Here is a 22234-nt window from a genome sequence, read left to right as displayed (position 1 = left end):
AGCCAGCTCCCACCTTTGAATGTATTCACAGATCAAAATGTGGGAGCGGGCTTGCCCGCGATGGCGGTAGCTCAGGCAACACTGCTCAAAAAGTGAACACCCGGATACAAAAGCGCCACCTTTTAGCGCGTCGCAAACAGATAAGTAGCTCCCAAACGATTTCCCACCCCGCCACCCGTCACCTGTGCGTGCGGTGACAGACTTTTCCCAAGCCCTCAAAGCGCCTTCCCACAAGTGCTACCGAACTGCTCACACCCCTTGAGCAAGGCTGCTCCTGCGTCCTTTTCGGAGCATATCCCGCACTTCCTGCGCGGGCTTATATAGACACGTCATCAGGTCGTTTTCAGGAGTTATTGAATGCCCATTCAATTTTAGGCATGGCATTTGCTCTATCAAATCAAAGCCTCTCTCTGCACAAGAGCAGAGCGCAATAACAAGAGCCTCGCCTGAGGCCATCACCCGCTTTGTGTGAGGAGATACCGCGATGACGTCGTTCAACTCCGGGGCTCAACCCCAGAACCGTGCGCCTCAATCCATCGGCTTTTTGCTGCTGGACAATTTCACGCTGATTTCCCTGGCGTCGGCTGTGGAACCGCTGCGCATGGCCAACCAGTTGTCCGGCCGCGAGCTGTATCGCTGGACAACCCTGAGTGTCGACGGCAACCAGGTCTGGGCCAGCGACGGTCTGCAAATCACCCCCGATGCCTCCATGCACAAAGCCCCGGTCCTGGACACTGTCATTGTGTGCGGCGGCGTGGGTATCCAGCGTACCGTCACCCGTGAGCACGTGTCGTGGTTGCAAAGCCAGGCGCGCCAGTCGCGTCGTCTCGGCGCCGTGTGCACCGGCAGTTGGGCCCTGGCTTGCGCCGGTTTGCTCGACGGTTTTGATTGCAGCGTGCACTGGGAATGCCTGGCGTCGATGCAGGAAGCTTTCCCCCGCGTGGCCATGAGCACACGCCTGTTTACCCTCGACCGCAACCGTTTCACCAGCTCGGGCGGCACCGCGCCGCTGGACATGATGCTGCACCTGATCAGCCGCGACCACGGCCGTGAATTGTCGGCCGCCATCTCCGAGATGTTTGTGTACGAACGCATCCGCAACGAACAGGATCACCAGCGCGTGCCGCTCAAGCACATGCTCGGCACCAACCAGCCGAAGCTGCAGGAAATTGTTGCGCTGATGGAAGCTAACCTGGAAGAGCCGATCGACCTGGACGAGCTGGCGGTGTACGTCGCTGTGTCCCGTCGGCAGCTGGAGCGGCTGTTCCAGAAATACCTGCATTGCTCGCCATCACGCTACTACCTCAAGTTGCGCCTGATCCGTGCGCGGCAATTGCTCAAGCAAACGCCGATGTCGATCATCGAAGTGGCCTCGGTGTGCGGGTTTGTGTCCACACCGCACTTCTCCAAGTGCTACCGCGAATACTTCGGCATCCCGCCACGGGATGAGCGCGTAGGTTCCAACACCGCCCAGCAAGTGGCGATGATGCCGATTCCGCAGGCGCTGGTGTTGTCACCGTTGTCGGGGCCGATGTCGGCGTTGAGTCAGGCGCGTAATGAGTCGACGTTTGCCAGTGTAAGGCTCTAGACCGAGTCGCCTGCAACGCAGGCAAGCCAGCGCCCACATTTTGATATGTGAACACCGTCAACTGTGGGAGCGGGCTTGCTCGCGACAGCGCTCTATCAGGCGCCGGAGTTTTGCTTGAACTGCACCAAAGCCGGCAACAACTGCTTGTCGATTGCCTGCCTCACTGCCGGCAAAATCGTCGCGCTGCCGGTGTACATCTGTTCCACCATGCCCTTGAGTGCTTTGGCCCGTGCGGCACTCAAACCGCGTACCGCACACTCGCAGGCCTGCTCGGCGGTGGCACCGCTGGACACTTCAAAACCCAGCGAGCGCAGCTGGCTCAGCAGGTCATGCTGGTCAATCAAATCCGCGTGCATCATGACGTTTATCCTGGTGTAGGGAACGGGGATTGACCTGGATTCTGGTAGGCCCTCGGCCGGTCGGCAAGGGCAGAATCAACGAATGGCTCAGATGGCTATGAACAGGTCGTTTTCGGGTCATTTACCGACGCAAGTAATAGGCACACTGACTGCCAGGCAAGCAGCTTGAAGGTTTGGTCACCCTCGGGATGTCACGCTCACGCATTGCACTCTGCCCCGATCCAGTCACGGCTGGTTCGGGGCTTTTTTTGCCTGGGATTTGCAGTGAATGCACTGGCCTCTTCGCGAGCAAGCCCGCTCCCACACTTGACCGAGATTTATCTTTGAAATGCCGGCAAGTGTGGGCGCTGGCTTGCCTGCGATGGCCGCGCTGCGGTCTACCGCTGCAACACCAGAATCCGCGAGAGCAATTCATCCCGGTCGACATAGCAACCCTGGAAGTGCCGCGCCCCGGAGGCCGGGTCGAACGCGTTGCGTGCGTGCAACGTGCGGCGGTTATCAAAGCACCACAACTCACCCGGATTCAAACGTTTGACCAAACGAAAACGCTCTTCCCGCGTCATCGCAATAAAGCGCCGATACGCGCGATACAGCAACGGCATCTGCTCCACCGGCGCCTCAAACGGCCCCCGCAGAAAGTTAGCCATGCGAATTTCCGCGACATCCCCCAAGGCATCCAGCGCAATGATCGGCGCCAGGCGGCGATAGTCGCTGTGACGGTCTTTGTTGCGAAACTCCACCGGGATTTCACACAGGGCACGAAACGCCTCGGGGTCTTCCGTGCGCAGCGCCGTGGCGATAGCAAACCCGTCGACAAAAATACTCTCGCCACCGGTGGCATCGTTCACCAGGCAATGCAGGAATTGCAGCCCCGGTTGCAGCTCCCGCGTCGGTAAGTCGCTGTGCAGCGGCAGGTTGAACGCGGTATAGGCATTGCTGTCGGCATCGGCCTTGGATTGCACATTGAACAGCACGCCGAAGTTGCTCTCGCGAATAAAGGAAATGCGCTTGGCGACCAGCGCCAGAGAGCCGGGCTCGGTAGGCACACCACGGATTTGCGTAAGGCCTGAATCACGCAAGGCCAGCAACCATTGCAGCAAGACCTTGGGGTCTTCCATCACTGCGGCGTAGTCGAACACCGGCAGCGTAAACCGCTGATCCCACAGCTTGGATTGGGGTTTTGCCGCACGGCGTTCAGCGCGCGACTCATCGTCATAGGCGTGCGCCCGCAGCCAACCGGGAGCGTACCGGCTGAGATGGCCGCCGCTCCATTCCACCTGCAGAAAGCCTTCGTCAATGCAGGCACTGACAGCGCTGAGGTGTTCATCCACATCGACAATTTCCAGCACCTGCTCGCGGGTCACGCTGTACACGCATTCCGCGCAGGGGCAGTTGTCCCGCAGCCACTGATGATGAAACGGGCTCAGCCGCCCATCGGCCCAATGCACACGAATCTGATCGTCCAGCACCTGCGCCTCGGCGAGGTCACTGATCAGCGGGTAAGTACGAAAATCGGCAACAGCGGCGGCGGTTTGCATGGTGGCTCCTTATTGTTTTCCGGGTGGCAGTCCAATCACCCGGCCGAGGAGGGCAGGCCGCGGCAGGTCGGCCTGCTCAGCGCTGATGGCGATGAGTTTTTCCAGGGTGGCCTCGGTGAACGGCGCCGAATGCGGGCCGGCGAGATCGACGTGCAGCAACATCTGTTCATTGCCCGCCAGTTCCTTCTCACCGCCCACCAGGTGCAGGCTGTGATAGAGGTGCAGGCGCTTGGCATCGTGGGCGATGAGCTGGGTGTGCACTTCCACTTCGGCACCGAGTTTTACTTCGTGCAGATAGTTGAGGTGCAGCTCCAGGGTGAACAGCGAGTGGCCGCTGGCTTCGCGGTTTTCGCTGTCCAGACCCAAGGTGTCCATCAGTGCGTCGGTGGCGTAACTGAAAATCAGCAGGTAGAACGCATCGCGCAGGTGGCCGTTGTAGTCCACCCAGTCGGGTTGGATTTTTGTGGTGTAGGTAGTCAGTGCAGGCATGGCGTGTAATCCGAAAATGTACTCGGTCAAAAATGTGGGAGCGGGCTTGCTCGCGAATGCGGTGTGTCAGTTGATGCATTCGTTACTGATCCACCGCATTCGCGAGCAAGCCCGCTCCCACATTAGTTACTCAGCGAAGCTCATACCGTGTTTGGCTTTGGTGGTTTTTACCGCTTCAAGCACCGCCAACAGGCAATCATCACGATAGCGCTCCAGCGCCGAAATGCTGTGCTTGCCCAACTGCACACTGGTGCCATCCACCACATCGTCAATCAACTTGTCGGTCAATTCCGGCGCGGGCAAGTACGTCCACGGCAACTGCAGCGCCGGGCCGAACTGTGCCATGAAGTGCCGCATGCCGGCATCGCCACCTGCGAGGGTGTAAGTCAGGAAGGTGCCCATGAACGACCAGCGCAAACCGGCGCCAAAACGGATCGCGTCGTCGATCTCGCCCGTCGTCGCCACGCCGTCATTCACCAGGTGCAACGCTTCACGCCACAGCGCTTCGAGCAGGCGGTCAGCGATAAAACCCGGGACTTCCTTGCGCACATGCAAAGGGCGCATGCCGAGGGATTCGTACACCTTGATCGCCGCTTGAACAGCCTCCGGTGCCGTGTGCTTGCCGCCCACCACCTCCACCAGCGGCAGCAGGTAAACCGGGTTGAACGGGTGACCGACCACGCAGCGCTCCGGGTGGGTCGAGCCCTCGTAGAACTCACTCGGCAACAGGCCTGAAGTGCTCGAGCCAATCAACGCATTCGGCTTGGCCGCCGCGCTGATCTTGCTGTGCAGTTCCAGTTTCAACTCCAGTCGCTCCGGGGCACTTTCCTGGATGAAGTCCGCGTCTTTTACGCATGCTTCGATGGTCGCGACGAAACGCAAGCGGTCCTGGGATGCACCCGGTGCCAGGCCTTGTTTCTCCAGCGCGCCCCAGGCATTGGCGACACGCTTGCGCAGGGCTGCCTCAGCGCCGGGCGCCGGGTCCCAGGCGACCACGTCCAGGCCGTGGGCCAGGGCGCGGGACACCCAACCGCTGCCGATAACGCCGCTGCCGAGGGCGGCGAAGGTTTTGATCTCAGTGATAAAGCGCATGGCAATTTCCTAAAGTATTCGCACATTCTGTTTTGGCAACCCGTTCAAAGTGGGGGAGCGGGCTTGCTCGCGAACGCGCTGTGTCAGTTGAGGCATTCGGTGGCTGATTCGCCGCCTTCGCGAGCAAGCCCGCTCCCACATTTGATTCGGTTTCGGCAGGGGGCCTGTTGCGTGTCTAGCCGCGTTTGGTCAGGCCCATCTTCACGCGGCCTTCCGCCGGGGTCATGACCCGTGCGCCGAGGCGGCTGAGGATTTCACTGGCGCGTTCCACCAGTTGGCCATTGGTGGCGAGCACGCCTTTGTCCAGCCACAGGTTGTCTTCCAGGCCGACCCGCACGTTGCCGCCCAGCAGCACGGCTTGCGCCGCCATCGGCATTTGCATGCGGCCGATCCCGAAGCCAGCCCACACCGCATCGGCGGGCAGGTTGTCGACCATGGCTTTCATGGTGGTGGTGTCGGCCGGCGCGCCCCATGGGATGCCCAGGCACAGCTGGAACAACGGGTTGTCGAGCAGGCCTTCCTTGATCATCTGTTTGGCGAACCACAGGTGGCCGGTGTCGAAAATTTCCAGCTCGGCTTTTACGCCCAGCGCTTGAATACGCTTGGCGCCGGCACGCAGTTGCGCGGGGGTGGACACGTAAATGGTGTCGCCATCGCCGAAGTTCAGGGTGCCGCAGTCCAGGGTGCAGATTTCCGGCAGCAGCGCCTCGACGTGCGCCAGGCGGGTCAGCGGGCCGACCAGGTCGGTGTTGGGGCCGAATTCCATCGGGTTCTCGCCGCCGCCGATTTCCAGGTCGCCGCCCATGCCGGCGGTGAGGTTGACGATGATGTCGACGTCGGCCTCACGAATGCGCTCCATCACTTCGCGGTACAGGGCGACGTCGCGGCTGAACTTGCCGGTCTGCGGGTCACGCACGTGGCAATGCACGACAGTCGCACCGGCCTTGGCGGCTTCCACGGCGGCGGCGGCGATTTGTTTGGGGGTGACCGGCACATGTGGGCTTCTGGCGGTCGTGTCGCCAGCACCGGTGAGTGCGCAGGTGATGATGACGTCGTGGTTCATGAGGCAGGTTCCTTACAGGCGGGCGTAGTAATGCCGTTCGCAGCCAGGCGCGGCTGCGACACGGTGATTCGAATCAGGTTATAGGCTGCTCAATTGCAGGTTGGCGGCGGCCGGTTTGCCGTCGAAGGTCGTCACCCCTTCGAGCCAGCGCTGCTGGTCTTGCGGGTGATCCTTGAGCCACTGCCTGGCGGACTCGAGAGCGTCCTTGTGATCCAGCAACGGCTGCATCATTCGGCTCTCGTCGGCGGCGGTGAAGGTTAGGTTGGTCAGCAGCTTGTGGATGTTGGGGCACTGTTCGGCGTAGGTCGGCGAAGTGACGCTCCACACGGTGGCCATGCCTTCGTTCGGGCCCAGGGCGTCGTCGCTGCCGGTGAGGTAAGTCATCGCGACGTTGACGTTCATCGGGTGCGGTGCCCAGCCGAAGAACACCACGGCTTCCTTGCGGCGCACGGCGCGGTCCACGGCGGCGAGCATGCCGGCTTCACTGGACTCCACCAGCTGGAACTTGCCCAGGCCGAACTGGTTCTTGGCAATCATCGCCTTGATCTGGGTGTTGGCACCCGAGCCCGGCTCGATGCCGTAGATCTTGCCGCCCAGTTCTTTCTCGAACTTGGCGATATCGGCGAAGGTTTTCAGGCCTTTGTCGGCCAGGTAGGTCGGCACCGCCAGGGTCGCGCGGGCGTCTTGCAGGCTCGGTTTTTCGAGGACCTTGACCTGTTTGGCGTCGATGAACGGGGTGATGGTCTGGGTCATCAGCGGGTTCCAGTAACCCAGGAACAAGTCCAGGCGCTGGTCGCGGATGCCGGCGAAGATGATTTGCTGGGAAGCGCTGGTTTGTTTGGTCTTGTAGCCGAGGCCGTCGAGCAACACTTGGGTCATGGCGCTGGTGGCGATTACGTCGGTCCAGTTCACCACGCCCATGCGCACGTTCTGGCAAGAAGCCGCATCGGCTGCCAGGACGTTGGTGCTAAAAATGGCGCTGGCGCTGAGTGCGAGCACGCAGCGGCTGATCAGTCGGTTCATGGTGGTTCCCTCGGCAGGTTGTTATTGTGGGTTCCGGCGTCTTTGTGCGCCGTGGGATCACGTTACGCAGCTTGCGGGGCGACAAAACGCACGGCGGCGACCAGCTCTTGCACTGCAGCGACCTGCCCCCTTGAATGGCCGATTGAACTGGCGTATCACAGTGACCACGCTGTCCGTCCTACGAGAGCGCTCCATGTCCCAGGATTTCTACTTTCTGCTGATGCCGGGCTTCTCTGCCATCGGCTTTATTTCTGCGATCGAACCGCTGCGGGTGGCCAATCGTTTTCGCGGCGAGCTGTATCGCTGGCATGTATTGAGCGCCGACGGCGGCGCGGTGCTGGCGAGCAATGGCATGTCGGTCAACGCCGACGCTGCGCTGGAACCGTTGAAAAAGGGCGCGACCCTGCTGGTGGTGGCCGGGTTCGAGCCACTGCAGTTCGCCACGCCGGCACTGGAACACTGGCTGCGCCGCCTCGATCACGATGGCGTCACGCTCGGCGCCATCGACACCGGCGCCTGCGTGCTCGCCGAAGCAGGCCTGCTCGACGGCCACCGGCTCACCTTGCACTGGGAAGCCATCGATGCGTTCAAGGAATCTTATCCACAGCTCACCGTGACCCAGGAGCTGTTCGAGATCGACCGTCGCCGCATCACCTGCGCTGGCGGCACAGCGTCCATCGACTTGATGCTCGACCTGATCGCCCAGGCTCACGGGCCGGACCTGGCGATCCAGGTGTCCGAGCAATTCGTGCTCGGCCGCATCCGCCCACGCAAAGACCACCAACGCATGCAGATCGCCACGCGCTACGGCATCAACAACAAGAAGTTGGTGCAGGTGATTGGCGAGATGGAACAACACACCGAACCGCCGCTGAGCACCTTGGCGCTGGCGGAGGCAATCAAAGTTACGCGGCGGCAGCTGGAGCGGCTGTTTCGCCTGCACTTGAACGACACGCCGAGCAACTTCTATTTGGGCTTACGCCTGGAAAAAGCCCGGCAACTGCTGCGCCAGAGCGATATGAGCGTGCTGGAGGTGAGTATTGCGTGCGGGTTTGAGTCGCCGTCCTATTTCACGCGTAGCTATCGGGCGCGGTTTGCCAAGTGTCCGAGGGAGGATCGGCGACGGGAGGTGGTTTGACAGGCAATTATAGTTAATTATACTCACGACTATAATTTATAGTTGCTTGAATAATTGAGTATAAAACCATGTCGAAGAACAGCGGCTTCGTGTTCCGCCGCCCCACGCTGGCAAGTAGCATTGCCGACGGTTTGGTGGGGGCCGGGATTCAGGATTTCACGTCGGGCCTGTTCCTGGCGGCGCCTCGGCGCACCGGTAAAAGCACCTTTTTGCGCGAAGACCTGATCCCGGAGTGCCAGCTCCGGGGTTGGCTGACGGTGTATGTCGATCTCTGGGCCGACAAAGAGAAAGATCCGGCAGAGTTGATCGACAGCGCGATTGCCGCTGCTCTGGTGCCCTATGAAAAGGGCATTCGCAAACTGGCCAAGAACATGGGAATCGAGAAGCTCAGCTTTCTGCGTACCCTGTCCTGGGACTTTACCAAGCCACAGTTGCCGGTCGGTGCGACGCTGACCCAAGCCTTGGAATTGCTCCACAGTGCTGCGGAAAAACCCGTCGTACTGGTGATTGACGAAGCGCAGCACGCCTTAACCAGCGAGTCAGGGATCAACGCGATGTTTGCGTTGAAGGCTGCCCGGGATCAGCTCAACCAAGGCCGTGACGAGGAGGGCAGCGGCTTGCACCTCGTGTTCACCGGTTCCAATCGCGACAAGCTTGCGCATCTGGTGTTGGGCAAAAGTCAGCCGTTTTTCGGCTCCAGCATCACGCCGTTCCCCTTGCTCGGCAAAGCGTTCACCCAGGCTTATACCGCACACCTCAACGCGCACCTGGCCGAAACCAATCAATTCAGCGCTGCCGACATTGATGAGGCGTTTGAGTTGGCAGGTCATCGTCCCGAGATGCTGCGCACCATCATCGGGGAAGTGGCGCTGGAACTGGGCGAGGCCAGCAATTTGGGCCAACTGCTGCACAGTCGTGCCGAACTATTGCGCGCGGGTATATGGACTGAGTTCGAAAGCGCCTGGAACAATCTCACCATTCCCCAACGCGCCGTGCTGGAAGTGATGGTGGAGCGATCGCGCGCCAACGAGCCCTTCGCGCCGTTCACGGACAGCACCCTCACGGCCGTCAGCAAAGCGCTGGAGGACATGGGCAGCGACGTGGTGCCGGGCACCCAGACGATTCAGGCCTGTATCGATGCCCTGCGCGACAAAGAGCTGGTGTGGAAGTCGAGCCGGGGCGGCTATGCCCTGGAAGACAAATCCTTTGGTGATTGGCTGCTGTACAAAAGCCGTACAAGGATTTAATGGCAACAAGGTTCAAGGGTGGGAGCTGGCTTGCCTGCGATGCGGGCACCTCGGTGTATCAGTGACACACAGTTGATGCCATCGCAGGCAAGCCAGCTCCCACATTGATCTTCGGTGTGGCTTATTTCTTTACCAAGGCCGAACACGCCGCCTTGTAGGCCTCATGCTGATACTTGTTCAGCGAGGCCGGCAGATCAAAGTTGTGTTTCTTGTTCTGCGCATTAATGGTCTGTGGTGACAGCAACGTCACCTCAACCCCATCCAACAGCTGAAACACCCCTTCAATCTTGAAGGTAGTCGGGCCGCCGGCGAACTCGCCTTTCTTGCTGCGCTTCTTGATCGCGATGCGGGTGATGGCGTTTGCCTGCACAAACGCCTTCACCTGGGCGGCGAAGGCTTTGACGTTGGCGGCTTCATCATCGTCTTCAAGGGCGATTTTTTTGGTAGCCAGGGCGACGTGGGTCAGCGCCTGGTTGTCCAGGGAGGCGACGGCGATGATGGCTTCGCTGCCTTTGATTTCGATGCCGCAAATAGTCATGAGTGGCCTTGGTCCAGAGGAAAAGTGGCAGGATTGTCGCTTATTCCTGCCCGATCGACTCCAAAAACTCCGACCGCTCATCACTCATCCGCGCCAGGCAGTCATTCTGCTGAATCGCGTAGTCCTTGCTGCCGTTCACCGCCGGGAAGGTGTCCACGGCGCAATCGGCATCACGCAATTTTTCCCACTTCTGCTGGGCATCCTTCAGACGAGCGGTAATGTCGGCCAGTTGTGACTTGTTGCTGCCATAGGTCGAACCCATGCGTTCCAGCAGGCCTTGGTAGTTATCCTTGAGCAATTGCTCGGCGGTGGTTTTGTTGAAAGTCGCGCATTCCAGGGTTTGCTTGTCGTTTTCGATGCCATCGCACGGCGTGTTGTCGGTGTCTTCGGCCGCATGGACGCCGGTTGCGATGAGTGCCAAAGCCAGGAAAATCGATTTCATTGCGCCGTCTCATATAGGTGATGAAGCAAATTCTGGCTCAAGCGTGGGACAAAGAACAGCTACCAGTCAGAGATGTCATGTAGGCCTTTGTCGTTGATTGACGCTTTCGGCAATTCCCCTGTCGTTTTTGCACCCGGCTCAGGTTGCCCCTGGGCATATGCTGGCCCCAAAGCGCCGGCAGACGATTCGGCGCATGAATCGCCAATAAGGGGACGCCTGATGAGCCCAGCCGAATTGCACGCCGACAGCATCGTTATCGACGGGCTGATCATTGCCAAGTGGAACCGCGACCTGTTCGAGGACATGCGCAAAGGTGGCCTGACCGCCGCCAACTGCACCGTGTCGGTGTGGGAAGGGTTCCAGGCCACGATCAATAACATTGTGGCCAGCCAGACCCTGATCCGTGAGAACAGCGACCTGGTGATCCCGGTGAAAACCACCGCCGACATCCGCAAAGCCAAGGAACTGGGCAAGACCGGCATCATCTTCGGCTTCCAGAACGCCCATGCATTTGAAGACCAACTGGGCTACGTCGAGATCTTCAAGCAGCTTGGCGTGGGTGTGGTGCAAATGTGCTACAACACCCAGAACCTCGTCGGCACTGGCTGCTACGAGCGCGACGGCGGCCTGTCGGGTTTCGGCCGTGAGATCGTTGCCGAAATGAACCGCGTCGGCATCATGTGCGACCTGTCCCACGTCGGCTCCAAGACTTCCGAAGAAGTCATCCTCGAATCGAAAAAACCGGTGTGCTACTCCCACTGCCTGCCGTCGGGCCTCAAAGAGCACCCGCGCAACAAGTCCGATGAAGAGCTGAAGTTCATTGCCGACCACGGCGGTTTTGTCGGCGTGACCATGTTCGCGCCGTTCCTGGCCAAGGGCATTGATTCGACCATCGACGACTACGCCGAAGCCATTGAATACACCATGAACATCGTTGGCGAAGACGCCATCGGCATCGGCACCGACTTCACCCAGGGCCATGGCCAGGATTTCTTCGAAATGCTGACCCACGACAAGGGTTATGCCCGCCGCCTGACCAGCTTCGGCAAGATCATCAACCCGCTGGGCATCCGCACCGTGGGCGAGTTCCCCAACCTCACCGAGACCCTGCTCAAGCGCGGCCACAGTGAGCGCGTGGTGCGCAAGATCATGGGCGAGAACTGGGTCAATGTCTTGAAAGACGTCTGGGGCGAGTGAATAACTCTGGAGCCTACTCCGCTCGCCGATAGCTGCGTCAGGTCCTCGCGCCAAACTCGCCGTACGTACCGTACTGTCTCGCTTGTCGCTCCGGTCCTTCCTTGCTCTCGACGTGCTCGCTACGGCTCCAAAGTCATTCACACGGCTTGTTTATAAGAGCAAAGCAAAAGCTTTGCTAAGCACTGAAACCGAATTGTTTGGAGTTAAGTTTCCATGGCCAAGATCGCCCCGCAATTGCCAATCGAAGTCGACAGCGAAACCGGTGTCTGGACCTCCGATGCCCTGCCGATGCTGTACGTGCCGCGCCATTTCTTCGTCAACAACCACATGGGTATCGAAGAAGTGCTGGGCGCGGACGCCTATGCCGAAATCCTCTACAAGGCCGGCTACAAATCCGCCTGGCACTGGTGTGAAAAAGAAGCTGAATGCCACGGCCTGGAAGGCGTTGCGGTGTTCGAGCACTACATGAAACGCCTGTCGCAACGCGGCTGGGGCCTGTTCAAGATCCAGGACATCGACCTCGACAAAGGCACCGCCAGCGTCAAGCTCGAACACTCGGCATTCGTCTATGTGTACGGCAAGGTCGGGCGCAAGGTCGACTACATGTTCACCGGGTGGTTTGCCGGCGCCATGGACCAGATTCTGCAAGCGCGCGGCAGCAACATCCGCACGGTGGCCGAACAAGTCTACGGTGGCTCCGAAGAAGGCCACGACGACGGGCTGTTCACCGTCAAGCCGTTGTAAGTCGAGGACCCTGCCATGGCTTTCGAAGCAATGTTTGCGCCGATCCAGATCGGCAAACTGACCATCCGCAACCGCGTGCTCAGTACCGCCCACGCCGAGGTGTATGCCACCGACGGCGGCATGACCACCGACCGCTATGTGAAGTATTACGAAGAGAAAGCCAAGGGCGGGATCGGCCTGGCCATCTGCGGCGGTTCTTCCAGCGTGGCCATCGACAGCCCGCAAGGCTGGTGGAAATCGGTGAACCTGGCCGACGACCGGATCATCCCGCACTTTCAGAACCTGGCCGATGCCATGCACAAGCATGGCGCCAAGATCATGATCCAGATTACCCACATGGGCCGCCGCTCGCGTTGGGACGGCGAACACTGGCCGACCCTGCTGTCGCCATCGGGCATCCGCGAGCCGGTGCACCGCGCCACCTGCAAGACCATCGAGCCGGAAGAAATCTGGCGCGTGATCGGCAACTACGCCACGGCTGCGGCGCGGGCGAAAGCCGGTGGCCTGGACGGCGTGGAGCTATCGGCGGTGCACCAGCACATGATCGACCAGTTCTGGAGCCCACGAGTCAACAAGCGCACCGACGAATGGGGCGGCAGCTTTGAAAACCGCATGCGTTTCGGCCTGGAAGTCTTGAAGGCGGTACGCAAGGAAGTCGGCCCGGATTTCTGTGTGGGCATCCGCCTGTGCGGCGATGAGTTCCATCCGGACGGCTTGTCCCACGAGGACATGAAACAGATCGCCAAGTATTACGACGACACCGGCATGCTCGATTTTATCGGCGTCGTGGGTTCAGGTTGCGACACCCACAACACCCTGGCCAACGTGATCCCGAACATGAGTTATCCACCGGAGCCGTTTTTGCACTTGGCCGCCGGTATCAAGGAAGTGGTCAAGGCCCCGGTGCTGCACGCGCAGAACATCAAGGACCCGAACCAGGCCACGCGCATTCTGGAAGGCGGCTATGTAGACATGGTCGGCATGACCCGTGCCCACATCGCCGACCCGCACCTGATCGCCAAGATCAAGATGGGCCAGATCGACCAGATCAAGCAGTGCGTCGGCGCCAACTACTGCATCGACCGCCAGTACCAGGGGTTGGACGTGTTGTGCATCCAGAACGCCGCGACGTCCCGTGAATACATGGGCGTGCCGCACATCATCGAGAAATCCACCGGGCCCAAACGCAAAGTCGTGGTGGTGGGGGCCGGCCCGGCCGGGATGGAAGCGGCGCGCGTTGCCGCCGAGCGTGGCCACGATGTAACCCTCTTCGAGAAGAAAGACTTTATCGGTGGGCAAATCACCACCGCGTCCAAAGCGCCGCAGCGTGATCAGATTGCCGGCATCACCCGCTGGTTCCAGCTGGAGCTGGCGCGCCTGAACGTCGACCTGCGCCTGGGCGTGGCGGCGGACGCGGCGACCATCCTGGACCTGCGTCCGGACGTGGTCGTGCTGGCGGTGGGCGGTCATCCGTTCCTGGAGCAGAACGAACACTGGGGCGCGGCCGAAGGCCTGGTGGTCAGCAGTTGGGACGTGCTCGACGGCAAAGTCGCGCCGGGCAAGAACGTGCTGGTGTACGACACCATTTGCGAATTCACCGGCATGTCGGTGGCGGACTTCCTGGCGGACAAAGGCAGCCAGGTCGAGATCGTCACTGACGATATCAAACCGGGCGTGGCCATTGGCGGTACGTCGTTCCCGACGTACTACCGCAGCATGTACCCCAAGGAAGTGATCATGACCGGCGACATGATGCTGGAAAAGGTCTACCGCGAAGGCGACAAGCTGGTGGCGGTGCTGGAGAACGAATACACCGGCGCCAAAGAAGAGCGGGTTGTCGATCAGGTGGTCGTCGAGAACGGCGTGCGCCCGGATGAAGAAATCTATTACGGGCTCAAGGAAGGTTCGCGCAACAAGGGCCAGATGGACATCGAAGCCCTGTTCGCGATCAAGCCGCAGCCGTGCCTGAGCGAAACGGGTGACGGGTACTTGCTGTTCCGCATCGGTGATTGTGTGGCCCAGCGCAATACCCACGCCGCCATCTATGACGCCCTGCGCCTTTGCAAGGATTTCTGACCCGACACTGAGCCACTGTGTACTCGGTCAAGTGTGGGAGGGGGCTTGCTCCCGATAGCGGTGGGTCAGCGACAGATACAGGAACTGACAGTCCGCCATCGGGAGCAAGCCCCCTCCCACATTAAGGTCCGGTTTCACAGTAGACCTGTGTGGTCTTTGGGAGCTTCACCATGTTGAACACCTTGCTGCCTATTCTCTTGTTTGCCGCCCTGGGCCTTGCCGTCCTCGGCGCATTGCGCCGGGTGAACATGTGGCGCCGGGGCCGCGCCTCCAGGGTCGACTTGCTCGGCGGCCTGCTGGCCATGCCCAAGCGCTACATGGTCGACCTGCACCACGTCGTCGCCCGCGACAAATACATCGCCAACACCCATGTCGCCACGGCCCTGGGCTTTGTGCTGTCGGCGCTGTTGGCGATTCTGGTCCACGGCTTCGGCCTGCATAACCGCATCCTCGGCTACGCCTTGCTGCTCGCCTCGGTGCTGATGTTTGTCGGCGCCACGTTCGTCTATCTGCGCCGGCGTAACCCGCCGTCACGCCTGTCGAAAGGCCCGTGGATGCGCCTGCCGAAAAGCCTGATGGCGTTCTCGGTGAGCTTCTTCCTGGTGACCTTGCCGGTGGCCGGGGTTCTGCCGGCTGACTTTGGCGGCTGGCTGCTCGCCGCACTGCTCGGTGTCGGCGTGTTGTGGGGCGTGTCCGAGATGTTCTTCGGCATGACCTGGGGCGGCCCGATGAAGCATGCCTTCGCCGGTGCCCTGCACCTGGCCTGGCACCGCCGCGCCGAGCGCTTTGGTGGCGGCCGCTCCACCGGTTTGAAACCGCTGGACTTGAGCGATAAAACCGCGCCACTGGGCGTGGAAAAACCCAAGGATTTCACCTGGAACCAACTGCTTGGTTTCGACGCCTGCGTGCAGTGCGGCAAGTGTGAAGCCGCGTGCCCGGCCTTTGCGGCCGGCCAGCCATTGAACCCGAAGAAGCTGATCCAGGACATGGTGGTTGGCCTGGCCGGCGGCACCGATGCCAACTTTGCCGGTAGCCCGTATCCAGGCAAGCCGATTGGCGAACACAGCGGCAACCCGCACCAGCCAATCGTCAACGGTCTGGTGGACGCCGACACCCTGTGGTCGTGCACCACCTGCCGTGCCTGTGTGGAAGAGTGCCCAATGATGATCGAGCACGTGGACGCCATCGTCGACATGCGCCGCCATCTCACCCTGGAAAAAGGTGCCACGCCGAACAAGGGCGCCGAAGTCCTCGAGAACCTGATCGCCACCGACAACCCCGGCGGCTTCGCCCCCGGCGGTCGACTGAACTGGGCGGCGGATTTGAACCTGCCGCTGCTCAGCGAAAAAGGCAGCACCGAGGTGTTGTTCTGGGTGGGCGACGGTGCCTTCGACATGCGCAATCAGCGCACCTTGCGCGCCTTCGTCAAGGTGCTGAAAGCGGCCAGCGTCGACTTTGCGGTGCTGGGCCTGGAGGAGCGCGACAGCGGTGATGTGGCGCGGCGTCTGGGGGACGAAGCCACGTTCCAGCTGCTGGCTGCGCGCAATATCCAGACCCTGGCCAAGTACAGCTTCAAGCGCATCGTCACCTGCGACCCGCACAGTTTCCATGTGCTGAAAAACGAATACGGCGCCTTCAACGGCAACTACCTCGTGCAGCACCACAGCACGTTCATGGCCGAGCTGATCGGCGAGGGTGCGCTGAACCTGGGTCAGCACAAGGGCAGTAGCGTGACCTATCACGACCCGTGCTACCTCGGCCGCTACAACGGCGAATACGAGGCGCCGCGCCAAGTGCTGCGGGCGCTGGGTATCGAGGTCAAGGAAATGCAACGCTCCGGTTTCCGCTCGCGCTGCTGTGGCGGTGGCGGTGGTGCGCCCATCACCGATATCCCCGGCAAGCAACGTATCCCGGATATGCGTATGGAAGACATCCGCGAAACCGGCGCCGAGCTGGTGGCCGTGGGCTGCCCGCAATGCACGGCGATGCTCGAAGGCGTCGTCGAGCCGCGCCCATTGATCAAGGACATCGCCGAACTGGTCGCTGACGCCTTGCTCGAAGACGCCGCCCCGGTGAAAGCCCCTATCAAGCGTGAACCTGCGGAGGTGCATTGATGAGCGACATTATCCGCCGCGATCCACGGGCCGAATGGATCGCCCGTAACCGCCTGCACCCCTTGCATGCGGCGATGCAGCCGCTGCAACACAGTTGGATGGGGCCTAACGGTGTCATCCGCAAAAACCTGCATGGCATCGGTTTTATCGGCCCCAACGGCCTCAAGCGTATTGACCGCAGCGGCGCCCAACAGGGCGGCGCGGCGAAGCGTACGGCGGCGGTGGAGGTGCAATTGCCGCTGCATCAGGTGCCGGCGCCCGCGTTCTACATCAACGTGGTGCCGGACATGGTCGGCGGCCGCCTGAGCAGCCACGACCGCGACGTGCTCGGCCTGGCCCGGCAACTCGCCGGCAGCGACGGCGCCGTGCTGGCGGTGGTGTTCGGCGAACACAAGGAGAATGCCTTTGCGACGGCGGGCGTTGATCGCCTGCTGGTGCTCGAAGGCCACGCATTCGACGGTTATTCACCGGAGCAACGCGTCCAGGGCCTGCGGGCTGTGGATAACCAGTTCAACCCGCGCCATTGGTTGCTGCCGGACAGTCGCAGTGGCGGCGGCGAGTTGGGCCGGCGTTTTGCTGCGAGCCTCAAGGAACGCCCGGCCACGCGGGTTTGGCAAATCAAAGGTGAGGAGTGCATCGGCCGTGCCGGTGCGGGCCAGGAGGATATGGCTCGCCCGTTGCCACGCTTGATTCTGGCCGCAGTCGAATGTGCCGACCCGGTCAGCGACACGCGCCATGAAGTGTTGCCCGTCGAGTTATCCACACCCCTTGCGCGCAGCTTGTCGCGGATCGAAGATCTCGGCGCCGTGGCAGTCGACCCGGCGGCGATTCCCATGGCCGAAGCGGAGTTTATTTTCTCTGGCGGTAACGGCGTGAAGGACTGGGCACTGTTCCACCAGACTGCAGCCGCCCTCGGTGCGACCGAAGGCGCCTCGCGGGTGGCGGTGGACGACGGCTTTATGGCGCGTGATCGCCAGGTCGGCGCCAGCGGCACCTGGGTCACGGCGCGGGTGTATGTGGCCGTGGGGATTTCCGGGGCGATCCAGCACCTGCAAGGCATCGGTGCCTGCGACAAGGTGGTGGCGATCAACCTGGATCCTGGCTGCGACATGATCAAGCGTGCCGACCTGTCGGTGATCGGCGAAAGCGCCGCGATTCTGCAAGCCTTGATCGATGCGGTGCAGGTTTACCGCAACGGCGCCAAGCGCGATGCAGCTTAGGGACATGACCATGACGACGAATGTAATCAGCCTGGTTTCCATCGGCGCCCACCCCACGTCCGGTCGCCCGCGCCGTGCCGAGCAAGACGCACGTGCCGTCGAGCTGGGCCTGCAAATGGCTGGGGATAAGTTGCAGGTGCTGCACGCCGGCAGCCTCCACGAACCGACCTTGCGCAGCTACCTGGGCATGGGCTTGCCGCAGTTGCACGTGTTGGAACAGCCGGCAGGCGCTGATGCGTTGCCGGTGCTCAGTGAGTATTTGCGCGACGCAGGCGCCCAGGTGGTGCTCACCGGCACCCAGGCCGAAACCGGCGAGGGCTCGGGCATGTTGCCGTTCCTGCTGGCCGAGCAATTGGGCTGGCCGTTGATTGTCGGGCTGGCGCAGGTGGAGTCCATCGACGGCGGCGTGGCCCATGTGCTGCAAGCTTTGCCGCGCGGTCAACGGCGGCGTTTGAAAGTGCGTCTGCCGTTTCTGGCCACGGTGGATAACGCCGCGCCCAAACCACGGCAAAGCGCCTACGGGCCTGCACAACGCGGGGAGCTGGCGGCCCATGAGGTCGAAATTGAGCAAGACGAGTTATTCACAGGCGCGGTGTTGCAACCCGCCAAGCCACGGCCCAAGCGCCTCAAGGTGATCAAGGCCAAAAGCGGCGCGGACCGCATGAAGGCTGCCACGGCCAAAGCCAGCGGCGGCGGTGGGCAAGTCCTCAAGGGGCTTAGCCCTGAAGCGGGCGCAGACGCCATCCTCAAGTTACTCATAGAAGAAGGCGTGGTGCGCTGATTCCCTGTGGGAGCTGGCTTGCCTGCGATGGCATCACCGCGGTCTAACTGATAGACCGCGGCGCTTCTATCGCGGGCAAACCCGACTCCCACAGAAAGTAGGATTACCCACAATCCCTGTTGACCCACCTGTGGATAACCTGTTCGCGGCTGTCCACGCCCCCGGTATATCAAGCCCTGCAGCCCGCTGTATGAAAAACAACCAGGCTAACCAGCGGTTTTTCCTGGGGTTTTCCCATGAATAACTCTATTCGCCGGTACCGACTTGCCCCCAAAGTCTGTTGGCGCTTCTGTGGATAAGATGTTCGCTATCGGCTACAGGCCACGTAGATTAAGGCTTTTACTGGTCTGATCAATAATTGATCAATCCGGCCTGTTTGGTGAATTAAAACCCTGAAACCCCCGTTTTATGAAGGTTTGACGTGGTTTTCCACAGTGCCGGCAAAGTTGCCCCCAAAGTCTGTTGGTGCTTCTGTGGATAAGGTGTTCGCGCACTGCTACAGGGCACGTCATTCGTGGCTTTCAAAGATTTGATCAATAAATGATCAGGTGGGGTTTAAACCGGCCTACTTGAATAAGTCACGGATTTTCTTCATTTATTTACAGGTGGGAAGCGCACTTGCCCACAATTGCTGTGGGTGGCTTTGTGGATAAGTTGTTGGGCAAAGGCTGGAGGGCAGGGCGGTAAAGGGTTGCGAGGGAATTGATCAATTCTTGAGCAGTGTGAAGACCTGATGTGGGAGCGGGCTTGCTCGCGAAGGCGGTGTGTCAGTCGCCAGATATGCTGGCTGATCCACTGCATTCGCGAGCAAGCCCGCTCCCACATTTTGATCTGTGGTGTAGCCGTTATTCGTGTACGGCCACGCCCTTGAGGTATGGCGCCGGCGCAGCCCCCAGGTTGCTCAGCAACCGCTCGCTGTACCAATCCACAAAGTTCACCACGCCGAACTCATACGTCTTGGAGTACGGCCCTGGTTGGTAAGCGGTGGAGTTGATCCCACGCTGGTTCTCTTCGGCCAGGCGACGGTCCTGATCGTTGGTGGCGTCCCAGACCTGGCGCATGCGGTCAACGTCGTAGTCCACGCCTTCCACGGCGTCCTTGTGCACGATCCACTTGGTGGTGACCATGGTTTCCTGGGCGCTGATCGGCCACACGGTGAACACGATGATGTGGTCGCCCATGCAGTGGTTCCACGAATGCGGCAGGTGCAGGATGCGCATCGAGCCCAGGTCCGGGTTCTTGATGCGGCCCATCAACTTCTTGCAGCCTTGCTTGCCGTCGAGGGTCATCGACACGGTGCCCTTGAGCAGCGGCATGCGCACGATACGGTTACGCAGGCCGAAACTGGCGTGGGCGTAAGGGATTTTCTCGGCGTCCCAGGCAGCGGCCGAAGCGGCGACGTGGTCCTTGAAGGCCTGGTCGGCGCGCGGGTCGGTAACGTCGTCCCATTCCAGCAGGGTTTTCAGCAGTTCCGGGTGCGACGCGTTGCAGTGGTAGCACTCGCGGTTGTTTTCCAGCACCAGCTTCCAGTTGGCTTTTTCAAACAAGGTGGTGGTAATCGCCACCTTGGTGTTCTCCATGTCGTACGGTTCCATGTAATGGTTCAGCGTCGACAGGAAGTCATCAATAGCCGGTGGATTCTCTGCCAGGCTGATGAAGATATAGCCGCCGGCGGTCTTCACGTTCACCGGTTTGAGGCCGTACTGCTTCATGTCGAAGTCGGCGCCCATCTCGGTACCGGCGAACAACAGACGGCCGTCCAGCTCGTAGGTCCACTGGTGGTAGTGGCAGACCAGTTTGGCGACCTTGCCTTTTTCGCTGGTGCACAAGCGCGAGCCACGGTGGCGGCACACGTTGTGGAACGCATGCACCACGCCTTCGGCGCCACGGATCACGATGATTGGGTTCTTGCCCACTTGCAGGGTCAGGTAGTTGCCCTTGGTGGGGATCTCGCAGGTCATGCCGGCGATCAACCACTCTTTCTGGAAGATCTCCTGCATGTCGATATCAAACAACCGCTCATCAGAGTAAAACGGCTGCGGCAGCGAAAAGGTGCGCTCACGCTCTTGCAGCATTTGCGCGGTGGCCTTGCGTGCGGGTTCCAGCGGATCGCCCAAGCTTAAGGTTGCGGTGACGTCCATCGTGTGTGTCCTCATGGCCATTCTGTGTGGCCGGCGAAAGTGGCTACGGTTAGTGCAGTGCAAGGCGTAAAGAAAGCGTCTTTGTTGGGAGCGAGTGTGGGGCCGGTGAATACCAGAACCTTATCCATGAGCGACATGGCCCACTCTGATCCCGACGCGCAAGCCCCGTGGTATGGGGGCTGGTCGCGATAAGTATGTGAATGTCGCAGATAGGTAAATGGGTGGTTCTCGCGTTACGCAGAATCGCCACCATAAGGCCGAATATCGGCGGTGGAGAACAGCATGTCCAACAACTTCCTGAATCCGGTAACGACCCAGACCTGGGCCAATGGTCGGCACATCGTCCGTTGCGTCAAAGTCATCCAGGAAACCTGGGACGTGCGCACGTTCTGCTTCATGGCCGACCAGCCGATTCTGTTCTTCTTCAAGCCTGGGCAATTCGTCACCCTGGAGCTGGAAATCGAAGGCCAGCCGATCATGCGCTCCTACACCATTTCCAGTTCACCGTCGGTGCCTTACAGCTTCTCGGTGACAATCAAGCGCGTGCCGGGCGGGCGTGTCTCCAACTGGTTGCACGACACGCTGCATGAAGGCCAGGAGTTGGCGGTGCACGGGCCGGTTGGGCTGTTCAATGCCATCGACTTCCCGAGCCCGAAAGTGTTGTACCTCAGCGGTGGCGTCGGCATCACGCCGGTGATGTCCATGGCCCGTTGGTTCTACGACACCAACGCCAATGTCGACATGACCTTTGTTCACAGTGCCCGCTCGCCCAAAGACATCATCTACCACCGCGAGCTGGAGCACATGGCGTCGCGGATCGACAACTTCAGCCTGCACCTGATCTGCGAAAAGCACGGCCTGGGCGAACCCTGGGCCGGTTATCGCGGCTACCTGAACCACAAAATGCTTGAGTTGATGGTGCCGGACTTCCTGGAGCGCGAAGTCTTCTGCTGCGGCCCTACGCCGTACATGAGTGCGGTGAAACGCTTGCTGGAAGCGGCGGGCTTTGACATGGCGCGTTATCACGAGGAGTCCTTTGGTGCCACGCCGCCGGAAGCCCGTGCCGACGCAGTGGAACAAGCCGAACAGGCTGCCGATGCACCGGAAGTCGACTTGGCGGATCTGCACCAGGTGGAGTTCATTGCCTCAGGCAAAAGCATTCGTGTGGCGCCGGGCGAAACCGTCCACGCCGCTGCGGCCAAACTTGGCCTGCTGATTCCAAAGGCTTGCGGCATGGGCATCTGCGGGACGTGCAAGGTGATGAAGCTGGGCGGTGAGGTCGAGATGGACCACAACGGCGGGATTACCGAGGAAGACGAAGCCGAAGGCTACATTTTGTCGTGCTGCAGCGTGCCGAAGGGCGATGTGCGTATTGAGTTCTAATTAGCCGCGCGCTCACCACTTATCAACAGGTGAGTCAGTCCCGCGTCGGAGGTCATGAGTC

At 60.7% G+C, this 22234-nt stretch carries 19 protein-coding genes; 10 read left to right on the top strand and 9 right to left on the bottom strand.

The features are described from left to right. Window positions 1–484 precede the first annotated feature (484 nt). The gene (gbdR, locus tag ACLBW8_RS07585) at window positions 485–1588 is read left to right on the top strand and encodes a choline metabolism transcriptional regulator GbdR (RefSeq protein WP_447805079.1); all 1104 of its coding nucleotides are present in this window, start codon (window positions 485–487) and stop codon (window positions 1586–1588) included. Between the two features lie 95 nt (window positions 1589–1683). On the opposite strand, the gene ACLBW8_RS07580 is transcribed toward gbdR, so the two are convergent. From ACLBW8_RS07580 to ACLBW8_RS07555, 6 genes are all read right to left on the bottom strand, one after another. Next, a complete protein-coding gene (locus tag ACLBW8_RS07580) occupies window positions 1684–1947 on the bottom strand; it encodes a hypothetical protein (RefSeq protein ID WP_053258396.1) in 264 nt (87 codons plus the stop codon). Between the two features lie 377 nt (window positions 1948–2324). Next, window positions 2325–3485, bottom strand: coding sequence for a gamma-butyrobetaine dioxygenase (locus tag ACLBW8_RS07575; RefSeq protein WP_447805078.1), 1161 nt, complete (start codon window positions 3483–3485; stop codon window positions 2325–2327). A gap of 9 nt (window positions 3486–3494) precedes the next feature. After that, window positions 3495–3974 (bottom strand): thioesterase family protein, encoded by a 480-nt coding sequence (locus tag ACLBW8_RS07570; RefSeq protein ID WP_447805077.1) that lies wholly within the window; start codon window positions 3972–3974, stop codon window positions 3495–3497. Between the two features lie 126 nt (window positions 3975–4100). Continuing rightward, a complete protein-coding gene (locus ACLBW8_RS07565) occupies window positions 4101–5066 on the bottom strand; it encodes an L-carnitine dehydrogenase (protein ID WP_447805076.1) in 966 nt (321 codons plus the stop codon). 175 nt (window positions 5067–5241) lie between these two features. Further along, a complete protein-coding gene (locus ACLBW8_RS07560; protein WP_447805075.1) occupies window positions 5242–6129 on the bottom strand; it encodes a 3-keto-5-aminohexanoate cleavage protein in 888 nt (295 codons plus the stop codon). 78 nt (window positions 6130–6207) lie between these two features. Next, entirely contained in the window at window positions 6208–7152 is a 945-nt protein-coding gene (locus ACLBW8_RS07555) for a choline ABC transporter substrate-binding protein (RefSeq protein ID WP_447805074.1), read from the bottom strand. Window positions 7153–7345: 193 nt separating this feature from the next. On the opposite strand from ACLBW8_RS07555, the gene ACLBW8_RS07550 reads away from it, so the two are divergent. Next, the gene (locus ACLBW8_RS07550; RefSeq protein ID WP_221295797.1) at window positions 7346–8290 is read left to right on the top strand and encodes a GlxA family transcriptional regulator; all 945 of its coding nucleotides are present in this window, start codon (window positions 7346–7348) and stop codon (window positions 8288–8290) included. Window positions 8291–8358: 68 nt separating this feature from the next. Continuing rightward, window positions 8359–9537 carry an ATP-binding protein gene (locus ACLBW8_RS07545; RefSeq protein WP_221295796.1) on the top strand — a complete coding sequence of 393 codons (1179 nt, stop codon included), beginning with the start codon at window positions 8359–8361 and terminating at the stop codon, window positions 9535–9537. A gap of 121 nt (window positions 9538–9658) precedes the next feature. On the opposite strand, the gene ACLBW8_RS07540 is transcribed toward ACLBW8_RS07545, so the two are convergent. Continuing rightward, window positions 9659–10075, bottom strand: a complete 417-nt coding sequence (locus ACLBW8_RS07540) for a DUF3010 family protein (RefSeq protein WP_447805073.1) — start codon at window positions 10073–10075, stop codon at window positions 9659–9661. A gap of 40 nt (window positions 10076–10115) precedes the next feature. Then, window positions 10116–10517 (bottom strand): lysozyme inhibitor LprI family protein, encoded by a 402-nt coding sequence (locus ACLBW8_RS07535; RefSeq protein ID WP_064454459.1) that lies wholly within the window; start codon window positions 10515–10517, stop codon window positions 10116–10118. Window positions 10518–10736: 219 nt separating this feature from the next. Between ACLBW8_RS07535 and ACLBW8_RS07530 the strand changes: the two genes are divergently transcribed. The 6 genes from ACLBW8_RS07530 to etfB all read left to right on the top strand — a co-directional run bounded on the left by ACLBW8_RS07530 (window position 10737) and on the right by etfB (window position 18649). Beyond that, complete coding sequence (locus ACLBW8_RS07530; protein WP_064454458.1) at window positions 10737–11714, top strand: dipeptidase; 978 nt, start codon at window positions 10737–10739, stop codon at window positions 11712–11714. A 213-nt stretch (window positions 11715–11927) separates the two neighbouring features. Continuing rightward, on the top strand, window positions 11928–12458 hold the full coding sequence (locus ACLBW8_RS07525; protein ID WP_003194877.1) for a DUF5943 domain-containing protein: 531 nt from the start codon (window positions 11928–11930) through the stop codon (window positions 12456–12458). Between the two features lie 15 nt (window positions 12459–12473). After that, a complete protein-coding gene (gene dgcA / locus ACLBW8_RS07520) occupies window positions 12474–14534 on the top strand; it encodes a dimethylglycine demethylation protein DgcA (RefSeq protein ID WP_064454456.1) in 2061 nt (686 codons plus the stop codon). A gap of 170 nt (window positions 14535–14704) precedes the next feature. Beyond that, window positions 14705–16648 carry a dimethylglycine demethylation protein DgcB gene (gene dgcB / locus ACLBW8_RS07515; protein ID WP_447805072.1) on the top strand — a complete coding sequence of 648 codons (1944 nt, stop codon included), beginning with the start codon at window positions 14705–14707 and terminating at the stop codon, window positions 16646–16648. Next, window positions 16648–17868, top strand: coding sequence for an electron transfer flavoprotein subunit alpha (gene etfA, locus ACLBW8_RS07510; RefSeq protein WP_447805071.1), 1221 nt, complete (start codon window positions 16648–16650; stop codon window positions 17866–17868). Before dgcB ends, etfA begins: the two co-directional genes overlap by 1 nt. A 10-nt stretch (window positions 17869–17878) precedes the next feature. Further along, entirely contained in the window at window positions 17879–18649 is a 771-nt protein-coding gene (gene etfB, locus ACLBW8_RS07505; RefSeq protein ID WP_447805070.1) for an electron transfer flavoprotein subunit beta, read from the top strand. Between the two features lie 845 nt (window positions 18650–19494). Here etfB and gbcA read toward each other — a convergent pair. Then, window positions 19495–20790, bottom strand: a complete 1296-nt coding sequence (gene gbcA / locus ACLBW8_RS07500; protein ID WP_262666428.1) for a glycine-betaine demethylase subunit GbcA — start codon at window positions 20788–20790, stop codon at window positions 19495–19497. Between the two features lie 282 nt (window positions 20791–21072). Between gbcA and gbcB the strand changes: the two genes are divergently transcribed. Beyond that, a complete protein-coding gene (gene gbcB / locus ACLBW8_RS07495; protein WP_064454451.1) occupies window positions 21073–22173 on the top strand; it encodes a glycine-betaine demethylase subunit GbcB in 1101 nt (366 codons plus the stop codon). Window positions 22174–22234 lie beyond the last annotated feature (61 nt).

The organism is Pseudomonas sp. M5A4_2d (assembly GCF_053345295.1).
This window is presented reverse-complemented; position numbering and strand designations above follow the sequence as displayed.